The organism is Nocardia araoensis NBRC 100135 (genome assembly GCF_000308435.1).
In the GTDB taxonomy this organism is placed as follows: domain Bacteria; phylum Actinomycetota; class Actinomycetes; order Mycobacteriales; family Mycobacteriaceae; genus Nocardia; species Nocardia araoensis.
In genome coordinates this window covers 1-14,111 of sequence record NZ_BAFR01000209.1, presented here as the reverse complement: position 1 = coordinate 14,111, position 14,111 = coordinate 1, and the positions used below count along the sequence as shown (strand labels likewise).

At 68.4% G+C, this 14,111-nt stretch carries 17 protein-coding genes; 9 read left to right on the top strand and 8 right to left on the bottom strand.

Features of this window, described 5'->3' with window-relative positions:
• The first annotated feature begins 7 nt into the window (after nucleotides 1-7).
• The 3 genes from pyrE to ON21_RS28105 are packed head-to-tail and all read left to right on the top strand — an operon-like array spanning nucleotide 8 to nucleotide 2,375.
• Nucleotides 8-556, top strand: a complete 549-nt coding sequence (gene pyrE / locus ON21_RS28115) for an orotate phosphoribosyltransferase (RefSeq protein WP_039802740.1) — start codon at nucleotides 8-10, stop codon at nucleotides 554-556.
• A gap of 50 nt (nucleotides 557-606) precedes the next feature.
• Entirely contained in the window at nucleotides 607-1,665 is a 1,059-nt protein-coding gene (locus tag ON21_RS28110) for a beta-ketoacyl-ACP synthase 3 (RefSeq protein WP_039802738.1), read from the top strand.
• Nucleotides 1,666-1,667: 2 nt separating this feature from the next.
• Nucleotides 1,668-2,375: a lysoplasmalogenase gene (locus tag ON21_RS28105; RefSeq protein ID WP_039802736.1), complete on the top strand. Its 708-nt coding sequence runs from the start codon at nucleotides 1,668-1,670 to the stop codon at nucleotides 2,373-2,375.
• Here ON21_RS28105 and ON21_RS28100 read toward each other — a convergent pair.
• Both ON21_RS28100 and ON21_RS28095 read right to left on the bottom strand, forming a co-directional pair.
• Nucleotides 2,359-2,805: a hypothetical protein gene (locus tag ON21_RS28100; protein WP_039802734.1), complete on the bottom strand. Its 447-nt coding sequence runs from the start codon at nucleotides 2,803-2,805 to the stop codon at nucleotides 2,359-2,361. The two genes, ON21_RS28105 and ON21_RS28100, sit on opposite strands and share 17 nt — an antisense overlap.
• 61 nt (nucleotides 2,806-2,866) lie before the next feature.
• Nucleotides 2,867-3,445, bottom strand: a complete 579-nt coding sequence (locus tag ON21_RS28095) for a Uma2 family endonuclease (RefSeq protein ID WP_039802733.1) — start codon at nucleotides 3,443-3,445, stop codon at nucleotides 2,867-2,869.
• 202 nt (nucleotides 3,446-3,647) lie between these two features.
• Between ON21_RS28095 and ON21_RS28090 the strand changes: the two genes are divergently transcribed.
• The 3 genes from ON21_RS28090 to ON21_RS28080 all read left to right on the top strand — a co-directional run bounded on the left by ON21_RS28090 (nucleotide 3,648) and on the right by ON21_RS28080 (nucleotide 6,066).
• The gene (locus ON21_RS28090) at nucleotides 3,648-3,983 is read left to right on the top strand and encodes a DUF4190 domain-containing protein (protein ID WP_039802731.1); all 336 of its coding nucleotides are present in this window, start codon (nucleotides 3,648-3,650) and stop codon (nucleotides 3,981-3,983) included.
• 43 nt (nucleotides 3,984-4,026) lie between these two features.
• Nucleotides 4,027-4,713, top strand: coding sequence for a TrmH family RNA methyltransferase (locus ON21_RS28085; RefSeq protein WP_051021421.1), 687 nt, complete (start codon nucleotides 4,027-4,029; stop codon nucleotides 4,711-4,713).
• Nucleotides 4,714-4,980: 267 nt separating this feature from the next.
• A complete protein-coding gene (locus tag ON21_RS28080; protein ID WP_039802729.1) occupies nucleotides 4,981-6,066 on the top strand; it encodes a glycoside hydrolase family 76 protein in 1,086 nt (361 codons plus the stop codon).
• 7 nt (nucleotides 6,067-6,073) lie between these two features.
• Here the strand turns inward: ON21_RS28080 and ON21_RS28075 are convergent, their stop codons facing one another.
• Both ON21_RS28075 and ON21_RS28070 read right to left on the bottom strand, forming a co-directional pair.
• Nucleotides 6,074-6,772, bottom strand: coding sequence for a DedA family protein (locus tag ON21_RS28075; RefSeq protein WP_039802728.1), 699 nt, complete (start codon nucleotides 6,770-6,772; stop codon nucleotides 6,074-6,076).
• 5 nt (nucleotides 6,773-6,777) lie between these two features.
• On the bottom strand, nucleotides 6,778-7,434 hold the full coding sequence (locus tag ON21_RS28070) for a DedA family protein (RefSeq protein WP_051021423.1): 657 nt from the start codon (nucleotides 7,432-7,434) through the stop codon (nucleotides 6,778-6,780).
• Between the two features lie 297 nt (nucleotides 7,435-7,731).
• Between ON21_RS28070 and fbaA the strand changes: the two genes are divergently transcribed.
• A complete protein-coding gene (gene fbaA / locus ON21_RS28065; protein ID WP_039802726.1) occupies nucleotides 7,732-8,766 on the top strand; it encodes a class II fructose-bisphosphate aldolase in 1,035 nt (344 codons plus the stop codon).
• A 25-nt stretch (nucleotides 8,767-8,791) separates the two neighbouring features.
• Nucleotides 8,792-9,910: a BTAD domain-containing putative transcriptional regulator gene (locus ON21_RS28060; RefSeq protein WP_039802750.1), complete on the top strand. Its 1,119-nt coding sequence runs from the start codon at nucleotides 8,792-8,794 to the stop codon at nucleotides 9,908-9,910.
• Here ON21_RS28060 and ON21_RS28055 read toward each other — a convergent pair.
• Together ON21_RS28055 and ON21_RS41055 are read right to left on the bottom strand one after the other, a co-directional pair.
• Complete coding sequence (locus ON21_RS28055; protein ID WP_245562765.1) at nucleotides 9,907-10,233, bottom strand: excalibur calcium-binding domain-containing protein; 327 nt, start codon at nucleotides 10,231-10,233, stop codon at nucleotides 9,907-9,909. The two genes, ON21_RS28060 and ON21_RS28055, sit on opposite strands and share 4 nt — an antisense overlap.
• Nucleotides 10,234-10,268: 35 nt before the next feature.
• Complete coding sequence (locus ON21_RS41055) at nucleotides 10,269-10,502, bottom strand: excalibur calcium-binding domain-containing protein (protein WP_051021419.1); 234 nt, start codon at nucleotides 10,500-10,502, stop codon at nucleotides 10,269-10,271.
• A 282-nt stretch (nucleotides 10,503-10,784) separates the two neighbouring features.
• Between ON21_RS41055 and ON21_RS28045 the strand changes: the two genes are divergently transcribed.
• A complete protein-coding gene (locus ON21_RS28045) occupies nucleotides 10,785-12,251 on the top strand; it encodes a glycoside hydrolase family 183 protein (protein WP_039802724.1) in 1,467 nt (488 codons plus the stop codon).
• Between the two features lie 10 nt (nucleotides 12,252-12,261).
• Here ON21_RS28045 and ON21_RS28040 read toward each other — a convergent pair whose 3' ends face one another.
• Nucleotides 12,262-13,305 carry a fused (3R)-hydroxyacyl-ACP dehydratase subunits HadA/HadB gene (locus ON21_RS28040; protein ID WP_039802743.1) on the bottom strand — a complete coding sequence of 348 codons (1,044 nt, stop codon included), beginning with the start codon at nucleotides 13,303-13,305 and terminating at the stop codon, nucleotides 12,262-12,264.
• A 116-nt stretch (nucleotides 13,306-13,421) separates the two neighbouring features.
• A partial coding sequence (locus tag ON21_RS28035) for an Rv0361 family membrane protein (RefSeq protein WP_039802742.1) occupies nucleotides 13,422-14,111 on the bottom strand: 690 nt, incomplete at its 5' end.

Here is a 14,111-nt window from a genome sequence, read left to right as displayed (position 1 = left end):
ACTTGACATGATCGACGTGATTACCAACGACAGGGACCGGCTGGCCGCGCTGGTACGCGAACTCGCCGTCGTGCACGGCCGGGTGACCCTGTCCTCGGGCAAGGAGGCCGACTACTACGTCGACCTGCGCCGCGCGACCCTGCACCACGGCGCGGGCCCGCTGATCGGCAAGCTGCTGCGCGAGCTCGTCGCGGACTGGGACTTCGACGCCGTCGGCGGCCTGACCATGGGCGCCGACCCGGTGGCGCTGGCCGTCATGCACGCGCCCGGCCGCCCGATCGACGCCTTCGTGGTGCGCAAGGCCGCGAAGTCGCACGGCATGCAGCGCCAGATCGAAGGCCCGGATGTCGTGGGTAAGCGCGTGCTGGTCGTCGAGGACACCACCACCACCGGAAACTCACCCCTGACCGCGGTGCGAGCCCTGCGCGCGGCGGGCGCTACCGTGGTCGGCGTCGCCACCGTCGTCGACCGCGAAACCGGCGCCGACCAGGTGATTGCCGCGGAAGGACTGGAGTACCGGTCGATCCTCGGCCTGAAGGATCTCGCCCTGGGATAGCCTGGACGATGGTCTAAGTCTTCGAAGGTGAAGGGTCGTGTGAGTCACCAGTGGTGAGCATTGCAGTCAACAGGAGCCGCGAGAACGTCGCGATGCTCGGAATCGGCGCTTACCGACCCAAACGCCTGGTCAGCAACGCCGAGGTCTGCGAGGTCCTGGATTCCACCGACGAGTGGATCTACGAGCGCACCGGTGTCCGCAACCGGCGCTGGATCAGCGGTGACGAGACGCTCCGGTCGATCGCGGCCGCAGCGGGCGAGCGCGCGATCGTCAACAGCGGGGTGGACCGGTCGAAGATCGGCGCCGTGATCCTGGCTACCTCGAGCTGGCTGACCCTCACTCCGCACGGCGCGCCGCAGGTGGCTTACGACATCGGCATGAACGGTGTCCCCGCCTTCGACCTGACCTCCGGCTGCGGCGGCTTCGGATACGGGCTCGGCGTGGCCGCCGACATGATCCGGTCCGGCTCCGCCGAGTACATCCTGCTCATCGGCGCCGAGACGATGACCGTCGGGCTCGACCCGACCGACCGCGGCACGGCGATGATCTTCGGTGACGGCGCGGGCGCGGTCGTGGTCGGCCCGAGCGACGAGAACGGCATCTCCCCGACCGTGTGGGGCAGCGACGGCGAGAACGCCGCCGCGATCATGCAGGACATCGATTTCCTGGAGTACATGCAGCGCGCGCAGGCCATGCAGGGGCTCGACCCGGCCGTGGATCCGGTCGGCCGGATGTCGCTGCGCATGGAGGGCCCGCGGGTCTTCCGCTGGGCCGCGGTCACCCTGCCGCGTGCGCTGTCCACCGCGCTCGAGGTCTCCGGCGTGGCCAAAGAGGACATCGAGGTCTTCGTCCCGCATCAGGCCAACGCCAGGATCAACGAACTGATGAAGAAGAACCTCGGGCTGGCCGACGAGATCCCGATGGCCAACGACATCGAGAACACCGGCAACACCTCGGCCGCCTCCATTCCGCTCGCGATCGAGGAGATGCTGGTCACCGGCAAGGCGAAGGGCGGGCAGACGGCGTTGCTGCTCGGTTTCGGCGCGGGCCTGAGCTACGCGGGCCAGGTCGTCACGCTGCCGCCCGCGCCCGCCGAGCCGAGCTTCTGACCATGCGGCCGTTCCGAGCCGGGTATCTCGCGGCGGCGGCGCTCACCGTCTACGGCGCCGTCACCGGGCGGGAGAAGGCGCAGTGGATCGCGAAGCCGCTGCTGATGCCGCTGCTCGCGGCGGACGTGGCCACCGAAGGCAGAGAGCTGCCGTCCACCGAGCGCACGGTGCTGATCGGCTCGCTCGGCGCGGCCACGGTCGGCGACGTCCTGCTCATCGATCCGGATGACGACCGCAGGTTGATCGCGGGCGCGTCGTCGTTCGCGGTGATGCAGGCCGGATACGCCACGCTGTGGTGGCGAATGGGCGGCAGACCCACCGCAGGGGTGGCCGTACCGAGGGTGGTCGCCTGGCTGGGTGCGGCCGGGCTGCTGCGGAAGAAGGCCCCCTCGGTGGCCGCACCGCTGACCGCCTACGGCGTCACCTTGGGCACCGCTGCTGTGCTGGCGTCGGACCCTGCGCTGGCGCCGGTCACGAAAACCATTGCGGGCGTGAATATTCCCGGAACCGACCCGCGCAGCCGGCTCGGCCTGGGGGCCCTGCTGTTCACCGTTTCGGACGGGCTCATCGTGGTGCGGCGGTTGTTCGCGCGCGGTCAGCGGGCGCGCCGGGTGACCGAGGGCGTGATCCTGGCGACCTACGCGGCCGCGCAGTATCTGCTCGCCGATCCGAAAGCACACGTTCAGCCGGTGCTCACAGCACCAGAATGATGCGATCCCGGTTCGCCGGGTCGACGCGGATCGACAGGATCTCACCGACCGCGAGCCGGGGTTTGTCGGCCGGGGTGGCGTCGAAAACCACGGTGCCACGGTAACTTTCGGAGCCGGGGACGGTGAGTTCCAGATCCAGCTCGGTGAGTTCGGTGTGATGATCGGTGTGCTCCAGCGGGTGCACGCCCTCGACCGTCGCCCATCCCTCCAAACCGTGCCGCCACAAGCGCCGATCCGCCTTGGACGGCCGCCCGGCGAGCATCATCCCGATGCCGACGCACGAACCGAACAACCCGACCAACGCCACGATCTGATACGGCACGGTTCCCGGCGGCGTCCGGTGCACCACCCACCCCAGCCACAGCGCCAGCAGGATCAGATACCCGGCGGTCACCCCGAGCACCGTGCGCAGTATCCGCTCGTGATCCATCCCAGCCTCCACCCCGAGTGCCAGACTTCCAGGATAAGCCTGAACTACCCGGTGGAAGGCGCTATCGGGCTGCCCGGCTGCTGGTCAGCGCGGGGAGGTCGATCGTGATCGGTGTTCCGGCGATGTCGAGTGTCACGGTGCCGGATTGTTCGGCGACGAGTTCGTAGTCGCGGCCGATGAGGTGATAGGCGGCAAGGATCGTGGGTTTGTCGAGATCGATCAGCCAGTAGTACTCGATACCTGCCTCGGCGTACTCGAAGAATTTCGTAACCCGGTCGGTACGTCGTGAGCCGGGCGACAGAATCTCTACCGCGAGCAGGACGTCGGCCGCGTCATAGCGCGGCAGGTTGGCCTCGATTCCGGCTTCGGGCACCACGAGAATGTCCGGAACTCGTATGGTCGGCAGCGAACCTCCGTCGATCACCACTTCGGTGTCGGCCAGCACGCCGTGGGTGTCCGGCAGTTGTGGTTCCAACTGCGGGCCCAGCCGCAGGATAGCGCGCTGATGTTGCGACACCGGTATCGGTGACACGACCAGAACCCCCTCGACGAGCTCGTAATTTCGGCTGCTGTCCTCCGGCAGCGCGATCCAGTCCTCCAGGGTCAGCAGATGATCAGGCCAGTTCACGTCGACGGTCATCGCTTCCTCCCCTCCCCGCACGGATACCGTGTTGCGGCCAGTCTGGCACAACGTGCCGACAAACCACAGCGTCGTCAGCCCTCGAGTCGCAACACCGCCAGGACCCGACGGTGGCGGGTGTCGGAGGGCGGCAGGTTTCGCGGGTCGATGGAGCTGACCGCCGAAAAGTGGTGTAGGCAGCCACACCTACTACGATCTGCTGATGAGCTACCCGCCGCAGCCGCCGCCGTACGGCTACTCAGCCTATGGGGCCTACGGACCACCGGATCATCCGCAGTCCACCACGATCTTGATCCTGGGCATCCTGAGCCTCGTGCTGTGCCAGTTCATCGGGCCTTTCGCGTGGGTGATGGGCAAGCGGGCGCTCAACGAGATCGACGCGTCCGGCGGAGCCATCGGCGGCCGGGGGAACGTCAACGCGGGGTACATCTGCGGCATCATCGCCACCGCGCTGCTGTGCGTGAGCCTGCTGTTCCTGGTGTTGTTCCTGGTGCTCGGGCTGGTCGGCGTGTTCGCGGGCAGCTCGTCCGGCTACTGAGCCACACGTCGCGGGCGCGGTGCCCGGAATTAGCATCGTGGGGGTGAGTCACCCAGCGCCGGACGCGGCGGAGCAGGACCTACCCGGCCCGACGGAGTGGGGGGAGCATCCCAACGGCGTCGGTCCGTGGGCGAGCGAGCACGCCGAGCCGCCGCCGGACGATCCGCGCCTCGATCCGGAACTGCTGGCCGGTGGCGACCGCCGCAATGTGGTCGACGCCTACCGCTATTGGCGCCGCGAGGCCATCGTGGCCGACATAGACCGGCGCAGGCACCCGTTCCACGTCGCGATCGAGAATTTCGGGCACGACGCGAACATCGGCACGGTGGTCCGCACGGCGAACGCCTTCGCCGCCGCGGCGGTGCACATCGTCGGCAGGCGGCGCTGGAATCGCCGGGGCGCCATGGTGACCGATCGGTATCAGCACATCCGCCACCATGCCGACATCGGCGAACTGCTGGCGTTCAGCGAGCGCGCCGGGTTGACCGTGGTCGCCGTCGACAACGTGCCGGGTTCGGTGCCGCTCGAGACCGTCACGCTGCCGCGCGCGTGCCTGCTGCTGTTCGGCCAGGAAGGTCCCGGTGTCACCGACCACGCCAAGCAGGCCGCCGTGATGACGGTGTCGATCGCGCAGTTCGGCTCGACCCGCAGCATCAACGCGGGTGTGGCCGCCGGGATCGCGATGCACGCCTGGATAAGGCAACACGCCGATCTGGGCACGGCATGGTGACCGTCGGACGCTCCCTCGAGCGTGTGAGCAGGCGATCTTCCACCCCGAAAGCCCACCGGCACGATTGCACATCGCTTTCGTAACAAATCGGGCGCATAAATGCGTTCTGGCCTGGCACCATTGAGCCATGACCTCGCGGAGCGACGATATCGAGGTGCCGAGCGTGGAGCACGCCGAGACGGGCTCCGCGGCACCGCATCCGCCGGCCGGGCATCGGCGGGCCGGGAGGCCGTCGCGCCCGCGACACTGTGGTCCGAACGGGCCGACATGGCCGAATCGGCGATCATCTCCCGGCACCTGCGCGCGCTGTGGGCGCTGCCTGGCACCGAACTCGGCGTGGTCGGCTGGCCCGCGACCAAGCGCGAGCGGGTCTTCGGCGCGTGGCACTACTGGTGGCAGGCGCATCTGATCGAGTGCGCGACCGACGCCGCGAACCGGGCGCCGACTCCGGTGCGCCGCAGGCGAATCGCGGCGCTGGCGCGCTCGCATCGCATCCGCAACATCACCGGATGGACCAACCGGTACTACGACGACATGGCCTGGCTGGCCATCGCGCTGGAACGCGCCGAGCGCACCCAGGGCACCGACGTGCGCAGCGCGCTGGTGGCGCTGGAGAAACAACTGCACGACGGCTGGCAGCCCCAGGTCGGCGGCGGCCTGCCGTGGCGCATCGGCTCGGACTACTTCAACGCGCCCGCGAACGGTCCCGCCGCGATCGCGCTGTTGCGTCTCGGGCGCGTCCAGCGTGCCCAGGAGATGGCCGACTGGTTGGACGCGACGCTGCGCGATCCGGAGACCGGGTTGATCCTGGACGGTATCCACCTACCCTCCGGCGAGATCGAGCGCCCGGTGTTCACCTATTGCCAGGGTGTCGCGCTCGGCCTGGAGACCGAACTGGCCGTGCAGACCGGCGAGCCCAGGCACACCGAACGCGTGCACCGGCTGCTCGCGGCCGTCGAGGAACACATGACCACCGACGGCGTGGTCGACGGCGGCGGTGGCGGCGACGGCGGACTGTTCAACGGCATCCTGGCCCGGTACCTGGCGCTGGTCGCGGTGATGCTGCCGGGTGAGGACACCCAGCAGGTCGCCGATCGCCGTGCGGCCGCCGCGATCGTCACCGCGTCCGCGCGGGCGGCGTGGTCGAACCGGCTCCAGGTCGAGGGCGAGCCGCTGTTCGGGCACGACTGGAGCAAGCCCGCGCAGCTGCCCGGCGGAAGCGCGGGAGCAGGCTACCTCACCTACGGCGGCTCGGTCACCCCGTCGAAAGTGCCGGGACGCGACCTGTCGGTGCAGCTGTCCGGTTGGCTGCTCATGGAGGCGGCATATCAGGTCAGCGCCGCGGGCCTGTGACCGCGGATCAACCTTCGGGCTCCAGCACCGCGCTCGGAGCCGTTTCCAGCGCGAAGTCCTCGGCGGGCTGAGACATCTCCTGCCGGTAGTGCCGCACGCCGAGCACCGTCCCGATGATCAGGCCGACCACCAGCGTGCCGATCACGATCGGCATCAGCCACTCCACGCGCTGCAGGAAATTGCCCGCGTAGTACCCGATGAGCAACAGCACCGGCGCCCAGACGATCGCGCCGATGGTGCTGGCGATGGTGAACTTGCGATGGTCCATGCGCGCGGCGCCCGCGACCGACGGGCACAAGGTGCGCACCCACGGGATCCACCGGGCGATCAGCACCGCGACGAATCCGTGCCGATGCAGCAGCTCCGCGACGCGTTGCAGGTTGCGGACGTTGATGTATCTGCCGTTCTTACGGGCCACCAGATGTCTGCCGGTCCGGTGCCCGATGACGTAGCCCACCTGGTTGCCCGCGATGGCCGCGACCATCGCGCCCACCGACAGCGCCCAGACGTGCGTCTCACCCGACGCGTGCGACGCCATCACGATGCCCGCGGTGATGAGCATCGAGTCACCCGGCAGGAACAGCCCGAGGATCACCGCGCACTCGAGGAAAACGAAGGTCAGCACTACCGTCCAGACGAGCGCGGGGCCCGCCGACAGCAGCGGATCGAAACTGCCCACGGCTAGGGGCGACGATTCCGTCGTCACCGGCTTCAGCGGGTGGACTCGCTGGTGGAAGCGGTCAGCTTCGCCTCGGCCTGCTCCTGCGCCGTGGCATCGCGGCCGAGCAGCTTCTTCGCCACCGCGGTGATGCCGGGCAGGATCGACACGAAGACGATGAGCAGGAAGATCGCCTCGACGTGGTCCCGGATGAACGCGACGTTGCCCAGGAAGTAGCCGAGCACCGTGACACCGCCGCCCCACAGCAGTGCGCCGACGATGTCGAACGCGACGAACTTGCGGTAGTCCATCTTGGAGACACCGGCCAGCACCGGCATGAAGGTGCGCACGATCGGCACGAAGCGGGCCAAGATGATCGTCTTGGGGCCGTGCTTTTCGAAGAACTCGTGCGTCTGCGTGACGTAGTGCTTCTTGAAGAACCGGGTGTCCTCTTTGTGGAACAGCGCGGGACCGATCGCCCGGCCGATCCAATACGCGCACTGGTCTCCCGCGAACGCGACCAGCACGACGGCGGGCACCAGCACCCAGATCGACACCGGCGGATTCGGCTGTGCGGCGAGCAGACCGCCGGTGAACAGCAGCGAGTCGCCGGGCAGGATCGGGAACAGCAGGCCGGTCTCGATGAAGACGATGACCAGGATGGCCGGCAACACCGCGTCCTTCAGCCACGTCTCCGTGAGCAGGTGCATCGGGTCGAGCAACTCGGTCAGCGCGAGGTTGCTCGTCACCGATTCTGTCGCTGCCTGCAGAATCACGTGGCCTCCTGTCCGATACGGCTGGCCTGAATCGCTTGCCACCGCGTCGGAAGCTGCCAGCGCAAATTACCGGCCCCACAGTACCGGCTCCGCCTGAGAATGCTCGTGCTGTGCGGAAAATTACCGGTGCGTCAACTGTGCACTGCCTCCCTGCATACCAGGCGAAACACCGCTGCCTTAGGGTGAAGGCTGACAAAATAGGTCTTTGCCGCACAACACGGAGGTCTTACAGTGCCCATCGCGACTCCGGAGGTCTACGCCGAGATGCTCGGTCGGGCCAAAGCCAATTCCTTCGCCTTCCCGGCCATCAACTGCACGTCGTCGGAGACGATCAACGCGGCCATCAAGGGCTTCGCGGACGCGGGCAGCGACGGCATCATCCAGTTCTCCACCGGCGGCGCGGAATTCGGCTCCGGCCAGGGCGTGAAGGACATGGTGACGGGCGCGGTGGCGCTGGCCGAGTTCGCGCACGTGGTCGCGGCCAAGTACGACGTGACCATCGCGCTGCACACCGATCACTGCCCGAAGGACAAGCTGGACACGTTCGTCCGTCCGCTGCTGGCGATCTCCCAGGAGCGGGTCAACGCAGGTCAGAACCCGCTGTTCCAGTCGCACATGTGGGACGGCTCCGCGATCCCGATCGACGAGAACCTGGAAATTGCCAAGGAGCTGTTGAAGGCCACGCACGCCGCGAACATCATTCTCGAGGTCGAGATCGGTGTCGTCGGCGGCGAGGAGGACGGCGTCGAGGCCGAGATCAACGAGAAGCTCTACACCTCGCCGGAGGACTTCGAGAAGACCATCGACGCCCTCGGCGCGGGCGAGAACGGCAAGTACCTGCTCGCGGCGACCTTCGGCAACGTGCACGGCGTGTACAAGCCGGGCAACGTGGTGCTCAAGCCCGAGGTGCTCGCCGAGGGCCAGCGCGTCGCGGCGGCCAAGCTCGGCCTCGGCGCCGACGCGCAGCCGTTCGACTTCGTCTTCCACGGCGGTTCCGGCTCGCTGAAGTCCGAGATCGAGGACTCGCTGCGCTTCGGTGTGGTGAAGATGAACGTCGACACCGACACCCAGTACGCGTTCACCCGGCCGGTCGCCGGGCACATGTTCGCCAACTACGACGGCGTGCTGAAGATCGACGGCGAAGTGGGCAACAAGAAGGCCTACGACCCGCGCAGCTACCTGAAGAAGGCCGAGGCGTCGATGGCGGCGCGCGTGGTCGAGGCGTGCAACGACCTGCACTCGGCCGGACGCTCGATCAGCGCCTGATCCTGATACACCCGGCTTGGTGCACATGAGTTTGGATGTGCGCGTGCTCGGGCCCGTGCGGCTGCTCGTCGGTGGTGAACCGGTGGCGGTCGGCGGGCCCAAACCGCGAGCTCTGCTCGCCGCGCTCACGGTGAATCGGCGGCGGGCGGTGTCGTCGGCCGCGCTCGCCGATCTGGTGTGGAACGAGGAACCGCCCGACGCCTATGCCGCCAGCCTGCAGGTTTTCGTCTCGAATATTCGCAAGGCGCTGCGCAATTCCGGGGTGGACCCGGCGACGGTGCTGCGGACCGAGTCGTCGGGCTATCGGTTGGAGATCGACGAGACCGCGTGCGATCTCGGACGCTTCGAGGCGGCGCGGGAGGCGGGCACTCGCGCCGCCGAGGCGGGCGATCACGCCGGGGCGGCGCAGTTGTTCGGCTCCGCGTTGCGTGAGTGGAGCGGCCGGGCGCTGGCCGATCTGGCCGGATTGCAGTTCGCCGACGGTTTCGCCACCGCCATGGACGAGGAGCGGTTGCTGGCGGCCGCGGCCCGGATCGATGCCGAGATCGCCTGCGGTCGCGCGTCTTCGGTGATCGGCGAACTGGTCGCGATGACCAATGAGCACCCGTTGCGCGAGCCGCTGTGGGGCCAGTTGATCACCGCGCTGTATCTGTCCGGACGTCAGGCGGACGCGCTGGAGGCGTGCCGGAAGGTGCGCGGCGTGCTCGCCGACGAACTCGGCATCGACCCGGGACCGGCGCTGATCGACCTGGAACAGCGCGTGCTGCGGCAGGAGCCGCTGAGCACGGTCGAATTCCGGCAGGTCGAGCGCCTGGCCGCGGCGATGACCGAGACGGTCACCGAGGTGCCGCGTGCGGTGCGCAGCGGCCAGCTGCGGATGCCGGACGGTCGCGTGGTGGCGATCGCGCAGGGCGGCCTGCGTATCGGCCGGATGACCGACAACGACTTGGTGCTGGAGGATCCGCGGGCCAGCCGCTACCACGCGCACATCATGCCGAGCCGCTCCGGTCTGCTCATCAAGGACCTGCATTCGGCCAACGGCGTGTTCGTCAACGACGATCCGATCGACAGCGGCGTACTGCTCGCGGACGGCGATCGGATCACGATCGGCGCGACGATCCTGACCTTCCAGGCGCTGCGCTAGTCGCAGGCGATCCCGTCGCCGTCCCGGTCCAGTTGCGCGTTGAAACCGGGCTGCCCGCGATACAGCGGCCCGGCGCCCTCGGCGCGCAGTTGGTCGCAGTCGGTGTAGATCTTCGGCGACCGCTCGGCGGGTTCCTCGGGTCGCGCGCTGTCGCCCTTCGGCCCGGACCGGTTGTGCGGGATCGGGTGGTCGTCGTGCGGTCCGGCGATCGCGACGGCCGGGGGCGGGACGGCGGACGCCGCCGACGGCAAGAGCGCGCTCGCGCCCGCCGCCAGCAGCGCCGCCCCGATCGCGGGGGCTGCGCGGAGAACTGACTTGGTCACGCCCTCCATCGTGCTCCCGGATCGGCCGGTGTGCCTTATTCGCAGGCGATTCCGTCGTTGTCCCGGTCCAGGTGCGGGGCGTAACCCGGTTCGCCGCGCAGCAACGGCGCTTTGCCTGCCGCCCGCACTGCCGCGCAGTTCTTGTAGTAGACGGGTTGGGTGTCGTCCGGCTGCGCTGCCGCCACCGGTGAGCCGAGTGCTACTACGGCGGTGGCCAGGAGACCGGCGGAGCCGATGCCGAGCACGGCGCGCAGGAGTGTGTTCTTCATGTGATCCGTTCATGGTCGGGGCCGGGCATGGTCGAACATGCCCGGCGGCAACGGTTTCGAACTAGACCGGAGTGAAGCTCCGGACGGCGACTCTCCCCGACTGGAGTCGTCGCGGAACGGACACTAGCAAACCTGGAGCATTGCACTATGCAAATGAAGCAAATTCGTCCTTTTAAATGAGCGTGTCGATCTGCCGGTGGTCGAAAGGCGAACCGGGTAGGGTCGTTCCGCTGGTTCGTCTTCGCAAGGTTCGTGTCCGCAATGGATTTCGAGGGGTTTGCAATGGCGATGCGAATGTTCGCCGCGATCGGCGCGGTCGTGGTCGGCGCGGGAATGCTCGTCTACATCGACGGGCGTGCCGCCGCCGAGCCCGAAGCGGCAGGCCCGCTCGCGGGAGTCGGGCCGTGCGCGACCGACCCGGTGGCGACCCACGAGCCGTTGGTGCCGAAAACGTTGGAGGTGCCGATTCCCTATCCGGTGGTCACCGTGCTCCCGGCGCAGCTGCCGGAACCGGCGCCGAAGCGAACGCGGATGGAACTCCCGCCGGACCCCTGCGCCAGTCCATGCCCTGATCTCACCGATCTGCCCGCGCCCGCACCGAGTCTCGCCGCACAGCTCGGGATGCCGGAGATCCTGCTCGATCCCAAACCGTTCCACTTCGCGATCCCCGGCCCCGGTCCCGATCCCGGCCAGGTGCCGCCTCCTCCGCCGCCGGTGCAGCCGCCGGTCGAACCCGCTGCGCAGTCACCCGCCCGCGCGGCCCCGCGCCTCGGCCCTGCTCGCGAGGTGGCGAAGCTGACCGGCGCGAACTCGGTGAACCGCACCGACAAGCGGTGGCAGGTCGACGGCACCGATCTCGGCATCATGTGGGAGAGCGCACCGGGTGAGATCGCGACCGCGTTCGGCGACACCGTCGGGCGCGGCTTCCATCCGCCGGGCGGCATGGGGTTGGATTGGCGCAGCAACGTGCTCGCCTTCAGCACCGACCGCGACCTCGCCGACGGGGTGACCTTCGACCGGATGGTCACCGACGACCGCTGCCACGCCGCCGAGGTGCTCTCCAGCCGCAAACTCGACAACGTCGAGGTCACCACCATCCCCACCTCGGGGTTCGCGCTCGGCGGGCGACAGTACCTGAGCTACATGTCCATTCGCACGTGGAACAGCTTGCCCGGCACGTTCTTCACCAACTACGGCGGCATCGCCTACTCCGACGACCACGGCCAGACCTGGACGAAGGATTCGCACGCCCGCTGGGACAACATCTTCGGCCTAGCGAATTTCCAGGTCAGCGCGATGGTGCCGCACGGAGGTTATGTCTACATGTTCGGCACGCCCAATACCCGCCTCGGCGCGGTCGGCCTGGCCAGGGTGCCCGAGGACCAACTGCTCAACACCACCGCCTACCAGTATTGGCGCGACGGCGCCTGGACCCCCGTGGGCGGTTTCGCCTCGGCCACGCCGATCGTGGACGGCCCCGTCGGTGAGCTGTCGGTCCGCTACGACGCCGCCCGCGAGGTCTGGCAGATGAGCTATCTGGACACCACGAAGGCCGCGCTCGTCGTTCGCGAGGCGGACGCACCGCAGGGCGTGTGGTCGGAGAGCACGCCGACGGTGTCGGCGCTGCGCTATCCGGAGCTGTACGGCGGCTTCATCCACCCGTGGTCTTCGGGCTCGGATCTCTACTTCACCATGTCGACCTGGAGTGACTACAACGTCTACCTGATGCACTCGGTCGTCGGCGAGTGATCCGCTCGGGTCAGCGCAGCCGGACCTCGGCCAGCGCGCGACCGAACAGCTTGCGTCCGTCGGAGGAGCCGCCGAGCAGGATGGTCGCGGTGCGCGCGGTGGCATCCAGCGACTTGATCCGGCCAGTGAACTCGACCGTGCCCGCCGTGTCGGCGGCGACCGGAACGAAGCCGGAGAACCGCACGCTGAATTTTTGGATCGCGGTCGGATCGCCCAGCCACGAGGTGAGATAGCCACCCGCCAAGCCCATGGTCAGCATGCCGTGCGCGACCACCGTCGGCAGCCCCGCCAGCTGCGCGGCGTGGTCGCTGAAGTGGATCGGATTGGCGTCGCCGGACACGCCCGCGTAGTTCGCCAGGTCGCCGCGGGTCAGCCGGAACGTGCCGTCGGGCAGCTGATCGCCCGCGGTGAGCTCGTCGAAGGCGGGCAGCGTGTGAACGGGCGTGGACTCGTGCTCGGCAGGCTCCACCAGGGGGCTGACGCCGAGAGAGACCAGAACGTCGTCGTTCGTGCGGTCGGCGCTTCTGGCTTCGGCCGGGCGTCCGTGCATCATGATGTTCTCCACCACGTCGTCGAGCGTGGCGTCGACCTCGGCGCCGCGGCGCGCGACGATCGTGGTCGATCCGACGATGGCGACCTCGCCGTGCTGATTGCTCAGCGAGAAACGCACCAGGATGAAGTCGTTGTCGCCGAACTGGCGGATCGATTCGATGACGATCTCGCTGCGCATCCGGTCGCCGGCCAGGATCGGCCGGTAGATCTCGAAGACCTGGTCGGTCTGCAGGAACTGGGAGAGGTCGTACTCGGTGAGCACCGAATCGAGCAGCGCCCTGGTCCCGGTCATCCCGATCACCGAGGCGAAGGTCGGCGGCGCGATGAGCCCGGGATAGCCGAGCGCGCGTGCGTCGGCTTCGTACTGGTGCGCCGCGTGGTGGTTCTGCACCGCGCGAGCGAATTCTCGAACCTTCTCGCGGCCGACCTCGTAGTGGTCACGCACCCGGAATCGCTGTCCGATCGGCGTCACCGCGACGACATCGATATCCGGCCGCGTCATCGTCTGCTCCCTGCCCATGATCCGGGCCATGCTACTGCCGAACCGGACCATTGACCAGGCGAGTGTGACATGCGTGACCGGCATCGATGCTTGTCGGCTATCACGCTGCCGTGCGGTTACTGGGTGCTGGAGGGCGGGTCGCAGACCTTCCATCCGTCGTCGGTGCGCTGCAGGTCGAAGGTGCGCGCGGACCGTTTCGCCGGGTCGGCCTCGGTGTATACCGTGGCCTGCGCGATAGCGGTGCCGTCGGTGATGCGGATGGCATCGATGCTGTCCACCACCGGAATGTTCTTGCGTTCCATCGACAACTTGTGCACGCCGGCGAACTGGTCGCTCGGAATGCCCTGATAGAAATCGTGCAGCGGACCGCACGTGCTGGAGCGGAGCGCGCCCAGATCGCCGCTCTTCAACGCGTCGGTGTAGCTGGTGATGGCGCTGCGCACCTGAGCCTCGGGGGAGTCGTCGCCGGACATCGTGACAAGCGACACGATCACCGCGATGAGCGCGATCACCGCCACGGCCGCCGCGCCCAGCACGATCAGCCGGCGATCGGGCCGCGCGGGACCGGTGGCGGACGCCCCGGCCGCCTGCGGCGCCGGGGGGATCCGCTGCGGCGGCGGGACGGGCCGGGTCTGCGGCGCACGCGGACCCCCCATCGACTGCGCGGGCACGGTCTGCTGGACGTCCGCGGGGGACGGCGCGGTCGCCACTTGTCGCGGTTTGCCCCCTGGCCGCTGCGGCGACGGACGCGTGTCCTCGACTCCCGGTCCGTGCTGCGGTGGCGCGGCGGGGCCGTGCGGGCCGGG

Bases quoted from the DNA above. Each gene is read 5' to 3' on its own strand.
- ON21_RS28060 (WP_039802750.1), top strand. From the start codon at position 8,792: ATGAGTTTGGATGTGCGCGTGCTCGGGCCCGTGCGGCTGCTCGTCGGT.
- ON21_RS28100 (WP_039802734.1), bottom strand. From the start codon at position 2,805: ATGGATCACGAGCGGATACTGCGCACGGTGCTCGGGGTGACCGCCGGG.
- ON21_RS28080 (WP_039802729.1), top strand. From the start codon at position 4,981: ATGGCCGAATCGGCGATCATCTCCCGGCACCTGCGCGCGCTGTGGGCG.
- ON21_RS41055 (WP_051021419.1), bottom strand. From the start codon at position 10,502: ATGAAGAACACACTCCTGCGCGCCGTGCTCGGCATCGGCTCCGCCGGT.
- ON21_RS28095 (WP_039802733.1), bottom strand. From the start codon at position 3,445: ATGACCGTCGACGTGAACTGGCCTGATCATCTGCTGACCCTGGAGGAC.
- ON21_RS28105 (WP_039802736.1), top strand. From the start codon at position 1,668: ATGCGGCCGTTCCGAGCCGGGTATCTCGCGGCGGCGGCGCTCACCGTC.
- ON21_RS28040 (WP_039802743.1), bottom strand. From the start codon at position 13,305: ATGACGCGGCCGGATATCGATGTCGTCGCGGTGACGCCGATCGGACAG.
- ON21_RS28090 (WP_039802731.1), top strand. From the start codon at position 3,648: ATGAGCTACCCGCCGCAGCCGCCGCCGTACGGCTACTCAGCCTATGGG.
- ON21_RS28070 (WP_051021423.1), bottom strand. From the start codon at position 7,434: ATGCACCTGCTCACGGAGACGTGGCTGAAGGACGCGGTGTTGCCGGCC.
- pyrE (WP_039802740.1), top strand. From the start codon at position 8: ATGATCGACGTGATTACCAACGACAGGGACCGGCTGGCCGCGCTGGTA.
- ON21_RS28045 (WP_039802724.1), top strand. From the start codon at position 10,785: ATGGCGATGCGAATGTTCGCCGCGATCGGCGCGGTCGTGGTCGGCGCG.